Annotated in this window: 20 protein-coding genes; 11 read left to right on the top strand and 9 right to left on the bottom strand. The window is 56.9% G+C overall.

The window, feature by feature from the left end; genetic code table 11:
* Positions 1–358 precede the first annotated feature (358 nt).
* Positions 359–523, top strand: coding sequence for a hypothetical protein (locus tag AO242_RS29440; RefSeq protein ID WP_176560646.1), 165 nt, complete (start codon positions 359–361; stop codon positions 521–523).
* A 149-nt stretch (positions 524–672) separates the two neighbouring features.
* Here the strand turns inward: AO242_RS29440 and AO242_RS16435 are convergent, their stop codons facing one another.
* Positions 673–1392, bottom strand: a complete 720-nt coding sequence (locus AO242_RS16435) for a UTRA domain-containing protein (RefSeq protein ID WP_099269569.1) — start codon at positions 1390–1392, stop codon at positions 673–675.
* Between the two features lie 361 nt (positions 1393–1753).
* Here AO242_RS16435 and AO242_RS16430 point away from each other — a divergent pair, with 361 nt between their 5' ends.
* From AO242_RS16430 to AO242_RS16405, 6 genes are all read left to right on the top strand, one after another.
* Complete coding sequence (locus AO242_RS16430) at positions 1754–2821, top strand: ABC transporter substrate-binding protein (RefSeq protein ID WP_099269568.1); 1068 nt, start codon at positions 1754–1756, stop codon at positions 2819–2821.
* 88 nt (positions 2822–2909) lie between these two features.
* Complete coding sequence (locus AO242_RS16425; protein WP_099269567.1) at positions 2910–3716, top strand: alkaline phosphatase family protein; 807 nt, start codon at positions 2910–2912, stop codon at positions 3714–3716.
* Positions 3713–4555, top strand: a complete 843-nt coding sequence (locus AO242_RS16420; RefSeq protein ID WP_027899626.1) for an ABC transporter permease — start codon at positions 3713–3715, stop codon at positions 4553–4555. Before AO242_RS16425 ends, AO242_RS16420 begins: the two co-directional genes overlap by 4 nt.
* Positions 4542–5339, top strand: coding sequence for an ABC transporter permease (locus AO242_RS16415; RefSeq protein WP_099269566.1), 798 nt, complete (start codon positions 4542–4544; stop codon positions 5337–5339). The genes AO242_RS16420 and AO242_RS16415 overlap by 14 nt, the downstream gene beginning before the upstream one ends.
* A gap of 1 nt (position 5340) precedes the next feature.
* Positions 5341–6330 (top strand): ABC transporter ATP-binding protein, encoded by a 990-nt coding sequence (locus AO242_RS16410; protein WP_099269565.1) that lies wholly within the window; start codon positions 5341–5343, stop codon positions 6328–6330.
* A 233-nt stretch (positions 6331–6563) separates the two neighbouring features.
* Positions 6564–7217, top strand: coding sequence for an HAD family hydrolase (locus AO242_RS16405; RefSeq protein WP_027899629.1), 654 nt, complete (start codon positions 6564–6566; stop codon positions 7215–7217).
* Between the two features lie 160 nt (positions 7218–7377).
* Here the strand turns inward: AO242_RS16405 and AO242_RS16400 are convergent, their stop codons facing one another.
* Positions 7378–8340, bottom strand: a complete 963-nt coding sequence (locus tag AO242_RS16400; RefSeq protein ID WP_099269564.1) for an NAD(P)H-quinone oxidoreductase — start codon at positions 8338–8340, stop codon at positions 7378–7380.
* 142 nt (positions 8341–8482) lie between these two features.
* Between AO242_RS16400 and AO242_RS16395 the strand changes: the two genes are divergently transcribed.
* Both AO242_RS16395 and AO242_RS16390 read left to right on the top strand, forming a co-directional pair.
* On the top strand, positions 8483–10564 hold the full coding sequence (locus AO242_RS16395; protein WP_176560645.1) for a carboxy terminal-processing peptidase: 2082 nt from the start codon (positions 8483–8485) through the stop codon (positions 10562–10564).
* Positions 10565–10801: 237 nt separating this feature from the next.
* Positions 10802–12577 (top strand): bifunctional diguanylate cyclase/phosphodiesterase, encoded by a 1776-nt coding sequence (locus AO242_RS16390; RefSeq protein ID WP_027899632.1) that lies wholly within the window; start codon positions 10802–10804, stop codon positions 12575–12577.
* A 170-nt stretch (positions 12578–12747) separates the two neighbouring features.
* On the opposite strand, the gene AO242_RS16385 is transcribed toward AO242_RS16390, so the two are convergent.
* The 4 genes from AO242_RS16385 to AO242_RS16370 form a co-directional block, all read right to left on the bottom strand.
* Positions 12748–13107, bottom strand: a complete 360-nt coding sequence (locus tag AO242_RS16385; protein ID WP_027899633.1) for a hypothetical protein — start codon at positions 13105–13107, stop codon at positions 12748–12750.
* Entirely contained in the window at positions 13104–13451 is a 348-nt protein-coding gene (locus AO242_RS16380) for a helix-turn-helix domain-containing protein (RefSeq protein WP_099269563.1), read from the bottom strand. The genes AO242_RS16385 and AO242_RS16380 overlap by 4 nt, the downstream gene beginning before the upstream one ends.
* A gap of 134 nt (positions 13452–13585) precedes the next feature.
* Complete coding sequence (locus AO242_RS16375) at positions 13586–14038, bottom strand: YkvA family protein (protein WP_027899635.1); 453 nt, start codon at positions 14036–14038, stop codon at positions 13586–13588.
* 383 nt (positions 14039–14421) lie between these two features.
* Positions 14422–15171 carry an FKBP-type peptidyl-prolyl cis-trans isomerase gene (locus tag AO242_RS16370; protein WP_087265420.1) on the bottom strand — a complete coding sequence of 250 codons (750 nt, stop codon included), beginning with the start codon at positions 15169–15171 and terminating at the stop codon, positions 14422–14424.
* 449 nt (positions 15172–15620) lie between these two features.
* On the opposite strand from AO242_RS16370, the gene AO242_RS16365 reads away from it, so the two are divergent.
* Complete coding sequence (locus tag AO242_RS16365) at positions 15621–16388, top strand: ATP-binding cassette domain-containing protein (protein WP_099269562.1); 768 nt, start codon at positions 15621–15623, stop codon at positions 16386–16388.
* Between the two features lie 75 nt (positions 16389–16463).
* Here the strand turns inward: AO242_RS16365 and fhuF are convergent, their stop codons facing one another.
* The 3 genes from fhuF to AO242_RS16350 form a co-directional block, all read right to left on the bottom strand.
* Positions 16464–17219, bottom strand: a complete 756-nt coding sequence (gene fhuF, locus AO242_RS16360) for a siderophore-iron reductase FhuF (protein ID WP_099269561.1) — start codon at positions 17217–17219, stop codon at positions 16464–16466.
* Positions 17220–17274: 55 nt separating this feature from the next.
* Positions 17275–17523 carry a hypothetical protein gene (locus tag AO242_RS16355; protein ID WP_141562223.1) on the bottom strand — a complete coding sequence of 83 codons (249 nt, stop codon included), beginning with the start codon at positions 17521–17523 and terminating at the stop codon, positions 17275–17277.
* Positions 17524–17646: 123 nt separating this feature from the next.
* On the bottom strand, positions 17647–18981 hold the full coding sequence (locus tag AO242_RS16350) for a lysine N(6)-hydroxylase/L-ornithine N(5)-oxygenase family protein (protein WP_099269559.1): 1335 nt from the start codon (positions 18979–18981) through the stop codon (positions 17647–17649).
* 643 nt (positions 18982–19624) lie between these two features.
* On the opposite strand from AO242_RS16350, the gene AO242_RS16345 reads away from it, so the two are divergent.
* The gene (locus AO242_RS16345; protein ID WP_164581711.1) at positions 19625–21313 is read left to right on the top strand and encodes a cyclic peptide export ABC transporter; all 1689 of its coding nucleotides are present in this window, start codon (positions 19625–19627) and stop codon (positions 21311–21313) included.
* Positions 21314–21481: the final 168 nt, after the last annotated feature.

Here is a 21481-nt window from a genome sequence, read left to right as displayed (position 1 = left end):
AAGCCTCCAGATTTAAACTCCCCCTTATTCCCTACGGCAGAGCTTTCACGTTAGGTATATAAACGACAGATCGATAGCTGTCATAAATGACAGTTAAACGTTTCAGCCAAATCAATGCACTCTAAAACACCCGCTGGATCAGCTTCAATTAAATAGCTATATAACGGCGCCCTTACATCGCCATAAACACTATCGGTTCTGCGTCATCGACAGAAGAACGAAGTCAATAAATACCTCTTCCGTCCTGGCTAATAGAGAGCTGTGATGAAGGGCCAGCATTGGCCCACATAAAACTGATGCCCCCCCCCCCAAAAAACCGAATGGACTGGATCCATCAGCACTCTGGAGATGGGAAGTCATGGACGCGTTTTTCTCGATTCCACTACGGATTCCGGTCGGCATGTTTATGCTTTGCACTGGCTACAACTATCAAGAGCGCAACAGCGGCGTGTTCATGATCTGGCTGGGGATGATCGAGATTCTGGGCACTGTCGTGTTCAATCTCCTGCAGAGACTGACCTGAGCGAAGCAGAAAAGTCTAGCTCAGTGGAAACTCAACTCGTAGGACCGAATTTATTCGGGAAAGCGATGCTTCAGGCGATAAAGATGCAGCGTCTGTGCCGGCCCTTTCGCGGATAAACTCGCTCCCACGGAGCCTTGGCTCATCTGACCTCAAATATCCCGCACCACCGCACTCACGTGTATCGCGTCATGTCGCCAATACTCCAGATCACAGTCAATCAAGCGCTCGCTCTGATCGAAGTTGACTCTCGCGATACGCAATCCAGGGCTGCCCAGTGAAACCTTGAGCGCCGCAGAGGCTTCTGCGTGCAAGGCGGTGGGGACCATTTCGAAGCGCACCTGGCCGTAGCGCAGGTCATAGCGGCTGGCGTACAGCTCGGTCAGTGATTGATTGAGGTCGTAATCGAGGATGCCGGGGAAGTATTCGGGATTAAGGTAATGCTCAACGTACAGCACCAGACGCCGATCAATACGTCGCGCACGGCAAATCTGGATCACGCTGGACAGCGCAGGCAGTTGCAGCATTTCGCAGATCTTTGCCGAGGCCGGCTGCAGGCGCGCCGAAATGACCAGGGTATCGGCAACCCGGCCTTGGGCCTCGACCATGGCGTGAAAGTGGCTACGGCGCATCAAGTCGTATGCCAAGCGTGGCGGTGAAATAAACCACCCGCGCCGTTCCTCTCTATAGATAAGCCCCAACGCTTCGAGCTGTACCAATGCCTCACGCAAGGTGATGCGAGTGGTATCGAACACCTCACTCAATTTACGCTCGGCAGGCAACTTGCTGCCAGGCGGCAAAAGACCATGCTCGATCTGCTCTTGCAGGGCATTACAGATCGTTGTGACCGCACGGGGCACTTCTTCGCGCATCAGGCTTCCTTTCTGGACTAGACCAGCGCCAAAACAGCGCGCTGTTTATTCTCGTTGCACACGATGGTGCATGGAAACAGCCTACGGAGTGTAGATGACTGCTCCATGACAACGCCCATCACAAACCATGCCAGCCTCACGTAAAAAACCGCTGAAGGCCTTTCAGATCAAGGCTTGCATCTTGGTCTACGCTTACCCCGCGCAACGCTGACTGACCGCGCGCCAAGCGACCAATGCGCGTCGCCAACATAAAAATGTCATCGAAAAAGCTTAACTTGGCTCAGGTATTGCTGACCTAGACCAACCAACCCGCAACGATCACTTCTAAAAAGATCTTTCAGAAGTGCACAAGGAGCTTCGAATGAAACACCTTTTGCTGGCATCACTCCTCGGTTCCGCTATCGCTCTCAGCACGTCCGTCATGGCGGCAGACGCTGACCTGAAAACCCTTGAAGCAGCCGCGAAGGTTGAAGGCGCAGTCAACAGTGTTGGCATGCCGGACGACTGGGCGAACTGGAAAGACACCTGGGCTGACTTGCAGACCAAATACGGCCTCAAGCACATGGACACTGACATGAGCTCGGCCCAGGAGATCGCCAAGTTCGATGCGGAAAAAGACAACGCCAGCGCTGACATCGGCGATGTCGGCGCGGCCTTCGGCCCTATCGCTGCGGCTAAAGGCGTGACCCAACCGTACAAGCCAAGCACCTGGGATCAGGTCCCGGACTGGGCCAAAGACAAAGACGGTCACTGGGCACTGGCCTACACCGGCACCATCGCTTTTGTAGTCAACAAAAAACTGCTGCACGGTTCTGAAGTACCCACCAAGTGGGCTGACCTGAAGAACGGCAAGTACAAGGTTACTGTGGGTGACGTGAGCACCGCAGCCCAAGCCGCCAACGGCGTTCTGGCCGCTGCGATTGCCATGAAAGGCGACGAAAGCAATATCGCGCCAGGCCTGCAATTGTTCACTGAACTGGCCAAGCAGAAGCGTCTGGCCCTCAACAACCCGAACATCCAGAGCATGGAAAAAGGCGAAGTTGAAGTGGGCATCGTCTGGGACTTCAACGGCCTGAGCTACAAGGCCAAGATGACCAACCCGGATGACTATGTGGTGCTGATCCCGTCCGATGGTTCGGTCATTTCCGGCTACACCACCATCATCAACAAATACGCGAAAAACCCTAACGCCGCCAAACTGGCTCGAGAGTACATCTTCAGTGATGCCGGTCAGATCAACCTGGCCAAGGGCAACGCACGTCCGATTCGTGCCGAGCACATCAAGCTTCCCGCAGACGTTCAGGCCAAGCTGCTGCCAAACGAGCAATACAAAGGCGTAACGCCGATCAAAAACGCCGCAGCATGGGAGAAGACTTCAAAGGCACTGCCACAGCTGTGGAACGAGCAAGTCATCGTCGAAATGAACTGATGCACCAAAGGCCTCAAGGACGAGGCCATTTTTTTATCTTTACGCCCAAGTATCAGCCTGTGACACACCCAGCCGGAGCGATTGGCTCATGAAACACAATGTCATCCTCATCGTGCTCGACGGCCTCAACTTCGAAGTGGCCCGACATGCGATGGGCCATCTGCAGGCTTATGCCAACGCAGGTCGAGCCTCGCTTTACAAGCTGGAATGCGAATTGCCGGCACTCTCGCGCCCGCTGTACGAATGCATCCTGACGGGCGTACCGCCGATTGAAAGCGGCATCGTTCACAATCAAGTGTCACGCCTTTCCAACCAGCGCAGCATGTTCCACTACGCCACCGACGCCGGGCTCAGTACCGCTGCGGCGGCCTATCACTGGGTCAGCGAACTGTATAACCGCACGCCGTTCGATGCCGCCCGTGATCGCCACACGGATGACGTGAAATTACCGATTCAGCACGGACACTTTTATTACGCGGACCATTACCCCGATTCGCACCTGTTTGCCGACGCAGAGAGTCTGCGCGTCAGGCACGCGCCGAATCTGCTGTTGATTCACCCCATGAACATCGACGACGCCGGGCACAAGCACGGCCTCGACAGCCCGCAATACCGCAACAGCGCACGTAGCGTTGACATCATCATCGCGGATTACCTGCAAGGCTGGCTCGACGCCGGTTATCAGGTATTGATCACCGCTGACCACGGCATGAACAACGATCGCTCCCACAACGGCCTGCTGCCCGAAGAACGCGAAGTCCCGCTGTTCGTGCTGGGCGATGCGTTCAACCTGAACCCTGAGGCGACGCCCAGGCAAACCGAGTTGTGCGGCACTGTCTGCGAACTGCTCGGTGTGCCCCACGACAAACCGTTCTGCCGGGAGATTCTCAAGTGAGCACCCAAAATCGCGGCAAATGGCTCGGGCTTCTCTGCCTGCTGCCGTTTGCACTGTTCTTCTTCGTGTTTCAGATCGCGCCGCTGGGCTGGGTAGCGATCAACAGCCTGCATTCCGAAGCAGGCTGGGGCCTCGAAAACTTCATCAAGGCTTTCGACTCGCGGTTCTATCGTCAGGCCATGCAGTTCAGCCTGGAGATCAGTTTCTGGTCCAGCCTGTTTGGCATCATCATTGCGGTGCTGGGCAGTTACTCGCTGCGCAACGTGGATTCGCGCCTGCGGGACTTCGTCAATTCGTTCGCCAACATGACCAGCAACTTCTCCGGCGTCCCTCTGGCCTTTGCGTTCATCATTCTGCTGGGCTTCAACGGCGCCGTGACCTTGATGCTCAAGCAGGCGGGGATCATCGAAGACTTCAACCTGTATTCGAAAACCGGGCTGATCATCCTCTACACCTACTTCCAGATCCCCCTCGGCGTATTGCTGCTTTACCCGGCCTTCGACGCACTGCGTCAGGACTGGCGTGACTCGGCGTCGTTGCTCGGCGCCAGCAGCTTTCAGTTCTGGCGTTACATCGGCTTGCCAGTGCTGACCCCGGCCCTGCTCGGCACCTTCGTCATTTTGCTGGCCAATGCCCTGGGCGCTTACGCCACGGTGTACGCCCTGACCACCGGCAACTTCAACGTGCTGCCGATCCGCATTGCGGCCATGGTCGCAGGCGATATCAGCCTTGACCCGAACATGGCCAGCGCGCTGGCGATGATTCTGGTCGGCCTGATGACACTGGTCACCGTCGTTCACCAGTGGTTGCTTAAGAGGAGCTACCATGTCTCGCGTTGAAAGAGGCCCAGCCCGGTTTTACCACCGGGCGGTCGTTTACCTGCTGTTCTTCATCCTGCTGCTGCCGCTGGCCGGTACGCTGCTGTACTCGCTGGCCACCAGTTGGTCGGCAAGCATTCTGCCCAGTGGCCTGACCTTCAAATGGTACGTCGCGCTGTGGAGCGATCCACGTTTCCTCGCTGCGTTTGGTCAATCGCTGCTGGTCTGTGTGGGCGCGCTGATTCTCTCGGTGGTGCTGATCCTGCCGCTGCTGTTCGTGGTGCACTACCACTTCCCGCGGCTTGATGCGCTGATGAACATCCTGATCCTGCTGCCCTTCGCGGTGCCCCCGGTTGCATCGTCCGTGGGCCTGCTGCAGTTGTATGGTTCCGGGCCGTTCGCGATGGTTGGCACGCCGTGGATTCTGATCGGCTGCTACTTCACCGTTGCCTTGCCGTTCATGTACCGGGCGATCAGTAACAACCTGCAAGCGATCAATCTGACCGACCTGATGGACGCGGCGCAGTTACTCGGAGCCAATACCTGGCAGGCAGCGTTTCTGGTGGTGCTGCCCAACCTGCGCAAAGGTTTGATGGTCGCCCTGCTGCTGTCGTTTTCCTTCCTGTTCGGCGAGTTCGTGTTTGCCAATCTGCTGGTCGGCACACGCTACGAAACCTTGCAGGTGTACCTGAACAACATGCGTAACAGCAGCGGTCACTTCAACAGTGCGCTGGTGATTTCCTACTTCCTCTTCGTGTTGCTGCTGACCCTGGCCGCCAATCGTTTGAATAAGGACAAAGACTGATATGAGTTTTGTCAGCGTCGAAAACCTGCAAAAGAATTACGGCAGCACGGCAGTCTTCAGTGACATCAACTGCACCATCGAGCGCGGTGAATTCGTCACCCTGCTGGGCCCGTCCGGTTGTGGCAAGTCCACCCTGCTGCGCTGCATCGCCGGGCTGACCTCGGTGAATAGCGGGCGCATCCTGCTGGACGGCGTGGATCTGGTGCCGGTCACCCCACAGAAGCGCAACATCGGCATGGTGTTCCAGAGCTACGCGCTGTTTCCCAACATGACTGTGGAGCAGAACGTCGCCTTCGGTCTGCGTATGCAGAAGGTCAACGCCGACGACACCCACAAGCGGGTTGCCGAGGTGTTGAAGCTGGTGGAACTGACCGATTTCGCCAGCCGCTATCCGCATCAGATGTCCGGCGGCCAGTGCCAACGCGTGGCCCTTGCCCGCTCGCTGGTGACTCGCCCGCGCCTGTTGCTGCTGGATGAACCGTTGTCGGCGCTGGATGCCAGAATTCGCAAGCACTTGCGCGAGCAGATTCGTGCCATTCAGCGTGAGCTGGGCCTGACCACCATCTTCGTGACCCACGATCAGGAAGAAGCGCTGACCATGTCTGATCGCATCTTCCTTATGAATCAGGGTCGTATCGTGCAGAGCGGCGATGCCGAAACCCTTTACACTGCCCCGGTGGATGTTTTCGCCGCAGGCTTCATTGGCAACTACAACCTGCTCGAAGCCGAAGACGCCAGCCGGTTGATGCAACGGCCGATCAACAGCCGTATCGCGATTCGTCCGGAGTCCATTCAACTGAGCCTGACCGGCGAACTTGAAGGGCAAATCCGCAGCCACAGCCTGCTGGGTAACGTAATCCGCTATCGGGTCGAGGCCCGCGGTGTGGAGCTGGTGGTGGACGTGCTCAATCGCTCGGCAGAGGATTTGCTGGCTGACGGGACGCGGGTGACGTTGAGGATTGATGCTTCGGCACTCTGCGAGGTGGCTTAGCAGCTACACCGCTCATATCAAACAAAACATAACAATCTGATTTGAAATGAGGTCTCTGTAGGAGTGAGCTTGCTCGCGATAGCGTCAGCTCAGGCAATATGTTCTCCAATTAACGAACCAAATCGCGAGCAAGCTCACTCCTACAGGCCCCCGTTTGCTGCGCAACAGCGCGGTGTCAGGGATACCAAGAGACCTTCTACGGAATAACCTGCACTTACTGAGGACAGCTTTAAATGGCTTTAGCAATTTTTGACCTGGATGAAACCCTGATCGCCGGTGACTGCGCCAGTCTGTGGAGCGAGCAGATGGCCAGGCTTGGCTGGGTTGACTCAGCGTCATTCATCAAACGCGACCACGAATTGATGCAGGCTTACAGCGAAGGCAAACTGGCGATGGAGGACTACATGGCCTTCAGTCTGGAGCCCATGCTGGGCCGTACCCCGGAAGAAGTCGATCATCTGGTCGGACCGTGGGTCGAGGATTACATCGAGCCGATTATTTTCAGTGACGCGACCAAGTGCATCGCCGAACACCGCGCTGCAGGTGACCGAATTCTGGTGATCTCAGCGTCCGGGGTTCATCTGGTGAAACCGATCGCGGAACGCATCGGCATTGATGAAGTGCTGGCCATCGAACTGGATGTGGCGCACGGCGTTTACAACGGCAAGACCGTGGGCACCCTGACCTACCGCGAAGGCAAGATTACCCGCCTCATGGAATGGCTGGACGCAGAAGGTGAAAACCTTGAAGGTGCGAGCTTCTACTCTGATTCACGCAATGATCTGCCGCTGCTGCTCAAGGTGGATCACCCGCATGTGGTGAATCCCGACCCTACCTTGCTGGAGCATGCGCAAAAGGCGGGGTGGCCGGTGCATAGCTGGAAGTAGCGCCTTTCACTGACGACCTCGCGGATAAATCCGGCCCTACGGATTCAATCGAATCCGGTAGGAGCGAACTTGTTCGCGAAGCGTCGGTTCAGACACAAAAGTGTTTGCTGACACACCGCCTCGCCAACAAGTTGGCTCCTACCGGTTCTGTGCACTGGCTTTAAACCAGGCTCTCGTCAATCACCAGCACCAGCTTGCCATTGACCTTGTTGCCCGCCAGCTCGGCATAAGCCGCTTCAGCGTCTTTGATCGGATAGCTGCGGGCCAGTTGGGGCTTGAGGCGGCCTTCGGTGAACAGTGGCCAGACGTGCTGCCCGAGATCATGCAAAAGATCAGCCTTGAATGTGTCGTCACGGCTGCGCAACGTCGAACCCAGTAACTGGATGCGTTTGCCCAGAACCTGTGCCATGTCCAGTTGTGCCTCGCGGCCACCCATCAAACCAATCAGCACCCAGCGACCATCGACACTGAGGAGTTTGACGTTGAGCTCGGCATAGTTGGCGCCCACTGGATCAAGAATCACATCGAATGGCGCGAAATCCTTGAGGCTGTCCAGGCTTTCATTGCGCACGACGCCGCCCTGCGCGCCCAACTCGATGCAGTACTCCAGACGATCTGCCGACCCCACGCTGACCCAGACAGGGTTGCCAAACGCCTTGCAAAGCTGAATACCAGCTGAACCAACTCCACTTGCCCCTGCATGTAACAACACTTTCTCGCCGGGTTTGAGACCCGCGAGCTGAAACAGGTTAAGCCATGCGGTGGCATAGACTTCCGGAATGGCGGCGGCCTCGGCCAGTGACAACCCTTCAGGAACCGGCAGGACATGCCGCCCATCAACCACCGCTTCTTCGGCCATCGCCCCGCCAGCCAGCAGCGCACAGACTCTGTCGCCCACTTGCCAGGACGCGCCGGGACCGACTTCGGCGATCACCCCAGAACACTCCATTCCGAGAATTTCACTCGCCCCGGGAGGCGGCGGATAGAGCCCCGCACGCTGTAATAAATCGGCCCGATTCAAACCTGCAGCGGCAACTTTGATACGAACTTGCCCCACATCCAGAGCCGGACTTGGCTCATCGACCCATTCCACACGACCTTCAACGCCTTGCAATGCCTTCACAGTGCCTCCATAGTGAGTCTGGACTGAGCCCGAAGCTGAAACAGCACGGGCTTTCTTGCATTATGCGACCGGATCCGACGGAACCGGCGACTTCCAAAGACGGCCTAATATGCGTTATCAATTGTCCCCGCGTCGAATCAGCATGAAGCATTTCTTACCAAGTACCGCCCTCGCGCTGGTTGTGGGTCTCAGCATTTTGCCGATGTCCGCCAGCTCCTTCGCCGCCAACAGCTGGGATAACCTCCAGCCTGATCGCGACGAAGTTATTGCCAGTCTCAACGTGGTTGAGCTGCTCAAACGGCACCATTACAGCAAGCCTCCACTGGACGATAAACGTTCGGTCATCATCTATGAAAGCTACCTCAAGCTTCTGGACCCGGCGCGCAGCTATTTTCTCGCCAGCGATATCGCAGAATTCGACAAGTGGCGTACCCAGTTCGACGACTTCCTGAAAAGCGGCGATCTGAATCCTGGCTTCACCATCTACAAGCGCTATCTGGATCGCATCAAGTCGCGTCTCGATTTCGCCCTGGCTGAATTGAACAAAGGCGTCGACAAGCTTGATTTCACTGCCAAGGAAAGCTTGCTGGTGGATCGCAAGGACGCCGCCTGGCCGAAGAACGAAGCCGAGCTGGATGATCTGTGGCGCAAACGTGTCAAAGATGAAGTCCTGCGCCTGAAGATTGCCGGTAAAGACCCGGCGAAGATTCAGGAAACTCTGACCAAGCGTTACAAGAATCAACTGGCACGTCTGGGCCAGACACGTGCTGAAGATATCTTCCAGGCATACATCAACACCTTCGCCATGTCTTACGATCCGCACACCAACTACCTGTCTCCGGACAGCGCGGAAAACTTTGACATCAACATGAGCCTGTCGCTGGAAGGCATTGGCGCCGTGTTGCAGAGCGACAACGACAACGTGAAGATCGTGCGTCTGGTACCGGCCGGCCCTGCCGCCAAAACCAAGCAAGTCGCACCGGCCGACAAGATCGTCGCCGTCGCTCAGGGCGACAAAGAGATGGTCGACGTAATCGGCTGGCGTCTGGATGAAGTCGTCAAACTGATTCGTGGTCCGAAGGGCTCTGTTGTGCGCCTGGAAGTGATTCCGGCCAGCAATGCGCCGAATGACCAGACCAGCAAAATCGTTGCTATCACTCGCGAAGCGGTGAAGCTGGAAGAACAGGCTGCGAAGAAATCGATCTTGCACCTGAAACAGGATGGCCGCGACTACAAGCTCGGCGTGATCGATATTCCGGCTTTCTATCTGGACTTCAAGGCATACCGCGCTGGCGATCCGCAGTACAAGAGCACCACCCGCGACGTGAAGAAACTGCTGACCGAATTGCAGGCCGAAAAGGTCGACGGTGTGGTTCTGGATCTGCGTAACAACGGTGGCGGCTCGTTGCAGGAAGCGACCGAACTGACCAGCCTGTTCATCGACAAAGGCCCGACCGTTCTGGTGCGTAATGCCGACGGCAAGGTCGATGTACTTGAAGATGAAGACACCGGCGCCTTCTACAAAGGCCCGATGGCACTGTTGGTCAACCGCCTGTCAGCCTCGGCTTCGGAGATTTTCGCCGGCGCCATGCAGGACTACCACCGCGCGCTGATCATCGGTGGCCAGACCTTCGGTAAAGGCACCGTGCAGACCATTCAGCCGCTCAATCACGGTGAGCTGAAACTGACCCTGGCCAAGTTCTACCGGGTTTCCGGGCAGAGCACCCAGCATCAGGGCGTCGTGCCGGATATCACCTATCCGTCGATCATCGACACCAAGGAAATCGGCGAGAGTGCGCTGCCTGAGGCAATGCCATGGGACAGCATCAAACCGGCGATCAAACCGGCTGTTGACCCGTTCAAGCCGTTCCTGGCCCAGCTTCAGTCGCGACATGAGACCCGTTCGGCCAAAGATGCGGAGTTTGTGTTCATCGAAAATCGTCTGGCCCTGGCCAAGCAATTGATGAATGAGAAAACGGTCAGCCTCAACGAAGCCGACCGCCGTGCCGAGCACGCCTCCATCGAAGGCAAGCAACTGGCACTGGAAAACGCCCGTCGCAAAGCCAAAGGTGAAGAGCCGCTGAAAGAGCTGAAGAAAGAAGACGAAGATGCGCTGCCAGTAGAAGACGAGAACGCGAAGCCGGAGGACGACGCGTATCTGTCCGAAACCGGTCGTATCCTGATCGACTATCTGGGCTTGAGTGCTTCGGTTGCCAAGAAGTAAACAGCCCGGTGACATCGGGTATGCAGTGTGGGAGCGAATTCATTCGCGAATTGGCAGAGCAGGCAAACCATTATTGCCTTGCAGGACGCTTTCGCGAATGAATTCGCTCCCACGGGAAGTCACGGATCGAAATGGCTATCTGATGGCAATCGTCATCAAACAGTCATGAAGCTGTCGTGAAATAGGGGGCTCAAGCGCATCGTCGCTTGGCCCCCTTTTTCTTGCCTCGAGATTGCCATGACCATGACAGAACAGCTGAGCGCGTTGAGCTCGATTCTCGCTCATAGCGATCTGCACAGCCTGTTCCAGCCAATCGTGTCGCTGACCGAACGACGAATTCTGGGTTATGAAGCCCTGACGCGCGGCCCTTCCAACAGCGCCCTGCACTCCCCTGTCAACCTGTTCGCAGTCGCCCGCCATGCCGGACGCCTGAGCGAGCTGGAAATGGCCTGTCGCGAAAGTGCCTGCCGTCGATTCAGCGAACAGCGACTTGAAGGCAAGCTGTTTCTCAATATCTCGCCGGAATCCCTGCTGGAGTCCTCACACCCACCCGGCCGCACGCTGGAGTTGCTGCAACGCTACGGCATTGCGCCCAACAAGGTGGTGATCGAGTTGACCGAGCAAACCCCCACAGAAGATTTCGAGCTGCTGTATACCGCTCTGCATCACTACCGGGACATGGGGTTTTCCATCGCCATGGACGATCTCGGGGCGGGCTACTCCAGCCTGCGCCTATGGTCAGAGTTGCGCCCCGAGTACGTGAAGATCGACCGTCACTTCATCGACGGCATTCATCAGGACGCGGTCAAGCGTGAATTCGTCGGTTCCATGCTGCAAATGGCCAAGGCCTCACGCGCTTCGGTCATCGCAGAAGGTATCGAGCTGCCGGAAGAACTCGCGGTATTGAGCGAAATGGGTGTAGATCTGGTCCAGGGCTATCTGCTGTGCCGGCCGCAGGAACAACCTCCCCGCGACACCCGCAAGCTGCTGCCAAAACTGGACGCTGTGGCGATGCCCACGTTGAACGACGAAGGCAGCGACCTGAGCGCTTTACTCAATGAGCAACCGGCCGTCGAGCAAAGCACTCCGACCGCTTCGGTGCTCGAAGCCTTTCGCAAGCAGGCGGCCTTGAACTCCATGGCCGTACTGGATGATCAGGGTCGACCGTGTGGCATCGTGCACCGGCATTCGCTGTCTGAAGTGTTGCTCAAGCCCTTCGGCACCGAGCTGTTCGCGCGCAAGCCGATCAGCCGTTTGATGAGCGATGACTTCCTCGCGGTTGAACTGAACCAGTCACTGCAAAAAGTCAGTCGTTTATTGACCAGCCGGGCCCGACAGCGCATCGAGGAGGACTTCATCATCACCCTGAACGGCAGCTATCTGGGGCTTGGCCGGGTGATCGATGTGCTCAAGCTGATTACCGAGCTGAAGATCCAGCAAGCCCGTTATGCCAATCCGCTGACACTGCTGCCCGGCAACGTCCCGATCCAGCAATGTCTGACTCGCCTGCTACAGCAAGGGCGCGAGTCGATGATTTGCTACGTGGACATCGACAGCTTCAAACCTTTCAACGATATCTATGGTTACGGCCGTGGAGACGAAGTATTGCTATGCCTGGCGCAGTGCCTGAATGATCGCATCGACCCTAGCCAGGACTTCGTGGGCCACATCGGCGGCGACGACTTCCTGATGGTCCTGGGCTCAGAGGACTGGCGCAAGCGCCTGAATTTGCTGCTGGAAGACTTTCAGAATCAGTGCCGCCGCTTCTATCGCGCCGAGCATCTGGAAGCGGGCTGCTTCATTGCCTCCAATCGCCAGGGCCAGCGCCAGGAGTTTCCCCTGCTGTCGCTGTCCATCGGCGTGATTCATTTACACAGCGAATCCTGCAGTGAACTCGATGCAAGCCAGTTGGCCGAGCTGGCTTCAGAGGCCAAGCATCACGCCAAAGACATTGTCGGGGCGAGCGTGCATGTGATTGATACGCGGGAATTAGGCTTGGCTCAGGTGGGCTGATGACTTACACATCCCGTAGGACCGGCTTTAGCCGGGAGGACTTCGGGAAATACGCCATATATCCATCGGCAGAAATACCGCCCTCCCGGCTAAAGCCGGTCCTACAAGTTCAAGGGCTACGCTGTAGGCAACCATACATCTCACACAGGACAATTCTGTCCCAGCTGCGGTTACTCGGGATAACTGAACTCAAACACCCGAACCACTTCAGAAGCATGCCACGACGCGGCAGCAACGCCATCCGAAGGCCCTGAAAACCGCCCCAGACGCTCAACGCACTCAAAGAAACCGGTACGCGGCAACCGGCTCGCGCCCTGGCTGATCACCAGCGAACTGCGCAATGGTTGCTCGGCCTTGGCGTCAATAGCCGCGAGATGTTCCAGCGCAGCGGTCAGGGTCTGCATGGCCGGGCTTGGCAACTGCAAGCGCTCCAGCAATGCACGATAGGTCAACAGATGACGCTGGCGGCGCGCTTGATCCAGCTCGGCCAGCAACCCGTCCCAATGCTGACGGCTGATGCGCACACTCATTGCTCACCTCGCCAGCCCGTCAAACCCATTTCCCACGCCAGGCTGCGAAGAATCGCGGCGTCAGGTATACGCTCGCCACGTTCGATCATTTCCAGATACGACGGGCTGATGCCGACGGTTCTCGCCAATTGCGCGACTTCAAGCCCTTTGGCGGCACGTAACACCGCTAACTGATCAAGACCCGGCAGTTCGGCAACCTCGCCAACAGAAACGGCCGGGGCGGGATTTGGCTGAGCCTGCGAGTGACCAGAAATACCGGCGGCCTTGAGCAACGCCTGATACTGAGCCCACGGCAGAACAGCGTACTCCGGCTCACCATCGCGAGAAATAACCTGCAAATCCATACAACCCCCATGTAGGACAACTACACACATCGAGTAGGTTTATTCCCATGGCCGCAGTTTAACAGCGGTCATGGGCGACTTGCCCACCCCGAATGCGCCCCCCAGCATCTGATCGGGTTGAGAGGACTGATCGGTCAATCCTTGGCTTTTTCCTGTTCAAGCAAAGCAGCAGTGGCAGGCAGACGCTCGACCACAATCAGCTTCTCCGGTGATTGACGTGCACGCCACTCGCGGAACGCATTCAACTCGCCATCAAGACTTTTCATGATCCAGGCCAGAACGGCAATGTCATCGAACATGCCCAGCCCGGGGATCCAGTCAGGTATCGCATCAAGCGGGCTCAGGAAGTACATCAGCCCTGCCACGATGGACAGGAGCGCTTTGGGGCTGATCGATCGATACTCGCCACGCCAGTAAGCCAGACACAGAGCCTGAAGCAGACGCAGGTCATCTTTTATCTTGCCAAGGCGACTGCCTTCAGCAGAGCCCTTGCGTGCAACGGCGAATAGCAAGGCCGGCAAGCGTCCGGCAGCGATCAATCTTCGCGCCATAGGTAGATATCGAAGCAAATTCCAGGGTGCTTTCATGTCCACTCCCGTTGAACGACGTTTGTTGCCGATAAACACCGTCCATACAAAAGTCGGTGCCTGATACTCAAAAAGGTTATCCACACATCTTGTGGATAACCTTGTGAACAGAGGCGTTTTTTCTGGCCACAACCCTTGTTTTACGGGGTCCGGAGTCAAATCGGGCGTTTTTTAGTCACATAAAAAAAGCTATAAAAATCGTTGACTTAAGCCTGCCCAGAAGTTACCCACAGCCACTGTCACAAAAATGTTGGATCGTCAGACAAAGCACTCGGCTTCTACAGCCCGTTCATCTTACTCGGACTGCGCTCATCCGAATCCGTTCGACCAGAAACGACAACGCCCCGTCGAAACGGGGCGTTGAGGTCAAACCGGTGCGTCGCTTACTTGGAAGCGGGAGCCGCCGGCTCTTCTTCGGCGTCAGGTGCGCCTGCAGCAGCAGGGTCCTTGATGCCCAGCAGTTCAAGATCGAACACCAGAACCGAGTTGGCAGGGATTGTCGGGCTTGGGCTCTGTGCGCCGTAGGCCAGATCGCTCGGGATGTAGAGCTTGATCTTCTCGCCAACGTGCATCAGTTGCAGACCTTCGACCCAACCTGGGATCACGCCGCTAACCGGCAGATCAATCGGGCTGCCACGCTCAACAGAGCTATCGAAAACCTTGCCATCAGTCAGCTTGCCTTCGTAGTGAACAGTCACTACGTCAGTTGGCTTAGGCTGAGGGCCATCGGCTTTCTTGACGATTTCGTACTGCAGGCCAGAAGCGGTAGTTACTACACCTGCCTTCTTGCCGTTTTCTTCGAGGAATTTCTTGCCGGCTGCAGCCGACTCTTCGCTCATTTTGGCCATCCGCTCTTCGGCACGCTTTTGCAGCGCTGCGAAGGCTTCAACCAATTCTTCGTCCTTCAGTTTCTGGTCTTTCTTGCCAACGGCATCTTCGATACCGAGAGCTACTGCTTTGGAGTCAAGGTCATCCATGCCTTCCTGAGCCAGGCTCTTGCCCATGTTCAGACCAATGCCGTAAGACGCTTTTTGTGCCGGGGTTTTCAGCTCAACAGTGCTGGCTTGCTTATCACAACCTGCGAGTACCAGACCGACCAGGGCAATCGCCGCTGCCAACCGATGCTGTTTCATTCTGATTCCTTGTTCATGCGCCAATAGGGCAAACGAGTAAAGCCGCGAGCTTATCAGGGTGCCGCGATCAATGGCTACCGGCATGAGAGGCAGAAAATGCAGATAAGTTCAGGTATCCAAAGGTTTTCTTGGCAAGAGCACGGGATGTTCAGTTGGGGTTCAGGTCTGGGCGGCACTCTGGCTGGCAGAGACCTCACCTTCGGATAGTGCATTTTGGTGTACAGATCCGTTTTGGGGTAACGGCTTAATATTGGTTGCGCTTCTTCAGCGCCTCACTTTTGATGGAGCCGGAAGCCGGCCCAGCCAAAAGTAAGCAAAACGCCCTTGCCCCGTCACTGGGGGCCTCATCGTCGCTCGGCATACCCGATCCCCATTTTCAACATTGATTCTCATTAGCATTAAAACCTATACTCCTCCCCCCGCGATTCAATCGGTCTCAGGGTGACTTAATGTTCGATCTGGAAAACGTCAGCCTCAACGTCACCGAGCGCACTCTGCTCCAACCCCTCAGCATGCAGCTGCCCCATGGCCAGATGATCGGCCTGATCGGTCACAACGGCTCGGGCAAATCGACCCTGCTCAAACTGTTGGCCCGTCAGCTGCAACCGTCCTCAGGAACGATCAGCCTGGACGGCAAGCCGCTCAGCAGCTGGAACAGTCGCGATTTCGCCCGTCAGGTCGCTTACCTGCCCCAACAATTGCCGCAAACCGACAGTTTGAATGTCCGCGAACTGGTCGCTTTTGGGCGTTACCCCTGGCATGGGGCGCTGGGTCGCGTGACGCGCGAAGACAACATGCACATTGATCGCGCGCTGGAATTGACCGACACCGACACCTTTGCCGAACGGATGGTCGACCAGTTGTCCGGTGGCGAGCGCCAACGGGTCTGGCTGGCCATGTTGCTGTCGCAAAACAGCCGTTTCCTGCTGCTCGACGAGCCGACGTCTGCACTGGACATCGCCCATCAGGTGGAAGTGCTCGGCAGGGTCAAGACCCTTAGCCGCGAACTCAACCTTGGGGTGCTGGTGGTCTTGCATGACGTCAATATGGCAGCTCGTTATTGCGACCATCTGCTGGCACTGCACGGTGGACGTTTGCTGGCCCAGGGCAGTCCAGGCCAACTGATGCGCAGTGAAATCCTGCAAGACATTTATGGCATTGCGATGGGCGTGCTGCCCAACCCTGTCGACGGCTCACCGATCAGCTACCCAATCTGACCGATTGAGGTGACTGATTGACGTGAACAACTGAGCGCTGCGCGGTGGTTTACCGCCCGGCAGCGCCAAGGGCGGCTAGAGGGTGATCATTTCCGGCGGCGGCTCGTCGATCAAAGGACAGTTATCACAATGAGCCAGCGTGTCCAGACGATAGCGAATGCAACAGACTCGCCGTTGACGCCAGCGTCCGTCGGCGCGCAGGTCACAGGACACGGGTTCGTAGCGAATCGGTAAAAACAGCGGATTGCGTGAGCCGTCAGGGCGCCATTCGGTTTCCAACAGTGCCTTGCCATCCGCCAATAGATGCGGCGGCAGCGGCACTCGCGCCATTTCACCGATAAACCACTCGAAATAGTTACCGGCGTTGCTCCACAGCACTTTGGGTGAGAGCTTGACCTCACTGGCCAGGCCCTGCACAAAAGGCTGCAAATGGGCGTCGATCAGGTCACTGAAACGTTGGAACGGATCGCTCGGCGGGCTACTGAACACCTCGCCGTCGCCCTTCAGTTTGAAGGCTTCAGGCAAGCCCTGTGCATCAAGCACCACCTCGACGTCAGCAAAGTCCAACGGCAGGCGACGGCCAAGTACCAGAGCAGCAGCCACCACCGGTGGAATCAGTTTGACCAGATAATACTTCGACCATTGTGACGCCAGGGCGCGACGGTCCTGGCCCGCGTGTTCCGGTGAAAAACGCTGCAGCACAGGCTCCAGATACTCAGGCTGCAACAGGCGCGTGGAAGCAATCGAGGGCCGAGGGTCATCACGCGTTACCAGCACGTCGCGATAGCTTGCGAACTGCCCAATGAACAGCGGCGCGAGGGCAGCAATCATGCTTGCGCCCCGCGCTGCCTGGAGTCGGGATTGATCACGGCCAGGTGAAATAACGTCAACATAACCGGCATTGCTCGAAGAACACTTCGCGGCTCTGCACCATCAGCGCAGCCAATGACCACAGTGCGAAATCAAGCTGTGACGGCTCGCGATCATGCGGCACCCGCCAGACATCGCCGTCACGCGCCACTTCAAGCAGCGGCTTATCGTCTACCAGAAACATAAGGAAGCGCTCGCCTGCATCGGCGAACAGTCGGCGCCCGTCGGGCAGTAACAACGTTCCGTTAGTAGAGTTGCAGGACATGGCAGGACCACCTCGGGCCGCGAAAAAGATGCGCATTGAAAAACAGCGCCCCAGGTTCGTATGACGCTCAGGGGCGCTGCGGATTTAGTCCGGATGTGTAAATCACACCGCAATCACAGTCGCTCAGGCACTTTGTGCCGCCCGGCTCTTCGTATCGCGATTGATGCTTTTGCCACCCTGTGGCTGGTCGAAAATCGATGCAGCGATTTCCGCAGCACGCATCGGCAACACCGACAGCAGCGTGTCACTAAGGCCGTGGCTGTCCTGGCTGAAGCCCTGCATGTAGATGCCTGCACGCAGTCGCGGATCGGTTTGCAAACGGTAATCGCGACCCACTTCATAGTCGCCAAGGTAATCCTTGAGCGGCGCGAGCAGCTCGCGATGGGAGCTGCGCTGATAACCGGTAGCCAGAATCACCACGTCATAACGGCGTTGCTCGGTCGCGCCGGTGGCGCTATCGCGCAGGGTCAGTTCGATGCCATTGCTGTCGGCACCGGCCAACTCGACAGTGCGCCGGCTAAGAAACGCATGACGCTGCTGATTGGCAACTTTCTGTCGGTAAAAAATCGAATAGATCGACTCGATCAGGTTGAGGTCCACCACTGAATAGTTGGTGTTGTGGTATTCCTGAATCAACTTTTCACGCTCTGCCTGCGGCTCGTTGAACACCAGATCGGTATAGCTCGGCGCGAAGATTTCGTTGACGAAAGGGCTGTCATCCGCTGGTTTTAGCACCGCTGCACGCAGAATCATGTCGACCTGCGCCGACGGGTAGCTGTCATTAAGGTCAATGAACGCCTCGGCCGCACTCTGCCCGCCGCCAATCACCGCAATGCGCATCGACGGGTTCTTCAGGCATGGCTGTTTGGCGATACTTTCCAGGTAGCGCGAGTGGTGGAACACGCGCGCGTCGTTACGCAGATGACTGAACGCCGCCGGGATGCGCGGCGTCCCACCGGTACTGACGACCACGGAGCGCGTCAGACGGAAACGCTCCTGACCCCGCACATCGGTGGACAGCACTTTGAGCAGCTCTATGCCATCAGGACCTTGCACGGGCTCAACGCGGGAAACCTCTTCGCCATAGGCGCACTGCTCGGAAAATTGTCGGGCTACCCAGCACAGATAGTCGTTGTATTCCATACGGCACGGATAAAGTGTGCCCAGGTTTATGAAGTCGATCAGTCGGTCGTGTTTGTGCAGGTAATTCACGAAACTGAAAGGACTGGTCGGGTTACGCAAGGTGACCAGATCCTTGAGGTAGGAAATCTGTAACTCGCTCTGGGTGACGAGGGTGTTGCCATGCCAGCGGTAGTCGTGCTGCTTGTCGAGGAACAGCGCCTGATAATTGCGCCCCTGCTGCAGAGCCTGTTCCTGCAAAGCAATCGCCAGCGCCAGATTGGACGGACCAAAGCCAATGCCAAGTACGTCGTAGGTCGGTGAGATCAACTGAGTCATGATGCCAGTGTCCTGTTTCACGGTAGCTGTGGAGCACGACGCGGGCCGGAATAAATCGTCCTCACCCTGAGGGTGGCGTTACTCCGCCTTCACGGCGCAGCCTGCCTTTTCCAACACCTGCGCATCGGCCAGAAGAAGCGCTTTCAAAAGTGCATTCAAAGGTAGTGACGAGAGCGCTCAGAAAAACTTTAGTAATGTTTCTCATTTGCGTATCTGACCGCAGAAGTGAAGCGCTCAACCAAAGCGCAGTCGACCCGCCCTCGCAGGCAGTATCGGAAAGTGATTCGCTTTATCACTGGAATGCCGACTTCCCGGATGAATTCGGTCCCGGTCAGGGCAGTGCCGGCTGCGCAACAGCGCGGAGTCAAAGACGCCGCTGCCCCGCTTATCAAACACAGCATAAGCCTATGAATTAATGCTGTTTTCTTACAGCAGCGAGACTGCTCATGACAGGGCTGGCTCAGACGAAGAATCCCGCACCAAAAAAGGCTAATTGCCAGTATGCAATTTTTCTTAAATTTTCCTTCGCTCACTCGTCTTAACAAAAATGATTCGGATTGGCTTTGCCTCTCAGGGCCAAAGCACCGATCAGCCCTTGAATTCCAGCGTGCCCGACGGTGGCCGCAGAGCCTAGGAAAAAATGATGCAGACTCCCCCACAAAGCACCCTTGGTGAGCTTTTCAAGCTACTGCGGCCGTTCTGGCCACAGTTGCTGATGGCGACGGTCCTCGGCATCATCGGCGGCGCCAGCATCACTGCGCTACTTGCCACCATCAACCACAGCCTGAATGCCGAAGGTGGCATGCAATCAGGCTTGCTGGCAGGGTTTGCCGGCCTCTGCGTGCTGGCGCTGGTGGGATCGATCATTTCTGACATCGGCACCAACTATGTCGGGCAGCACTCCATTGCACGGTTACGTAAAGAGCTGGGCAGCAAGATCATCTCCGCCCCTATCGAGCAGATCGAGCGCTATCGCAGTCATCGCCTGATCCCGGTACTGACGCACGACATCGATACCATCAGCGACTTTGTGTTCGCCTTTGCACCGCTGGCGGTATCGCTGACGGTCTGCCTGAGCTGCCTGGGCTACCTGGCGGTCTTGTCTCTACCGATGTTCCTCACCACGGCGGTCGCCATCATCATTGGCAGCGCCATCCAGTTTCTGGTGCGCAGCCGTGGCATCCGTGGGTTCTTTCAGGCTCGCGAAGAAGAAGACGAACTGCAAAAGCACTACCGTGCCCTGGCGGAAGGCGCCAAGGAGCTGCGTATCAGCCGCCCGCGCCGCTTCCAGCACTACAACGAGCGCCTGCAAGGCACCATTGATCGCATCTGCGATATCCAGGTTCGTTCGATCAACCTGTTTGTGGTCGCCAAAGGCTTCGGCTCCACCCTGTTCTTCATCGTCATAGGCTTGGCTCTGGCCTATGAGTCAATCTGGCCGAGCACCGATAGAGCCACCCTCAGCGGCTTTATTCTGGTGTTGCTGTACATGAAAGGTCCGCTCGAGCATCTGGTCGGCAACCTGCCCATCGTCAGTCGTGCCCAAGTGGCTTTCCGGCGCATTGCCGAGCTGTCGATTCGCTTCTCTTCTCCGGAGCCCAACCTGCTGTTGCGCGACGATGAGCGCAAGACCCTGGACATTGAGCAGATCGAACTGCGTGACCTGAGCTATCACTACCCTACCGAAGACGGCAGCACTGGTTTTGGTGTCGGTCCGCTCAACCTGACCATCCAGCGCGGTGAGATTCTGTTTATTGCGGGCGAAAACGGCTGCGGTAAAACCAGCATGATCAAACTGCTATTGGGCCTTTATGTGCCACAGAGCGGCCAGGTATTGATTGATGGCAAACCTGTCGACGACAGCAACCGTGACGACTATCGCCAGCTGTTCACGACTATTTTTGCCGACTACTTCCTGTTCGAAGACCTGCTCAAGGACAGCGCTGAAATCCCCGCCGAAGCCAACCGCTATCTGGAACGGCTGGAAATTGCCCACAAGGTCTCACTGAACGACCACAGCTACTCCACCACCGACCTGTCCACCGGTCAGCGCAAACGTCTAGCTCTGGTTCAAGCCTGGCTCGAGAAGCGCCCGGTGCTGGTGTTCGATGAATGGGCCGCAGACCAGGACCCTGAGTTCCGGCGCATTTTCTACACCGAGTTGCTGCCGGAGCTGCGCGCCCAGGGCAAGACCTTGATCGTGATTTCTCACGACGATCGCTACTTCGATGTCGCCGACCGATTACTGCGGATGAGCGCAGGAAAAATCGTCGAGGTCCAGCGCAAGAACAAGGATACCTCGTCAACCAGCCCCGACGTCGCACTCACCTGATCCGTCACGGCGCCCCTGATTACAGTGGCGCCGTAGTTGTAAAAAGCTGTCTGTCATCGCCAACACAAAAAACTAAAAAAACTAAAAAAGTTTTATTAAAAACCAGTATTCAGGAGCGCAAAATTTGATCAGTAAAAGCAATACCCCAACCCTCAAACACCCGATCAG

The sequence above is a fragment of the Pseudomonas sp. ICMP 561 genome (genome assembly GCF_002699985.1).
GTDB classification, from domain to species: Bacteria; Pseudomonadota; Gammaproteobacteria; order Pseudomonadales; family Pseudomonadaceae; genus Aquipseudomonas; species Aquipseudomonas quasicaspiana.
The sequence above is the reverse complement of the archived record's forward strand: the minus strand, read 5'-3'. Positions and strand labels throughout refer to the sequence as shown.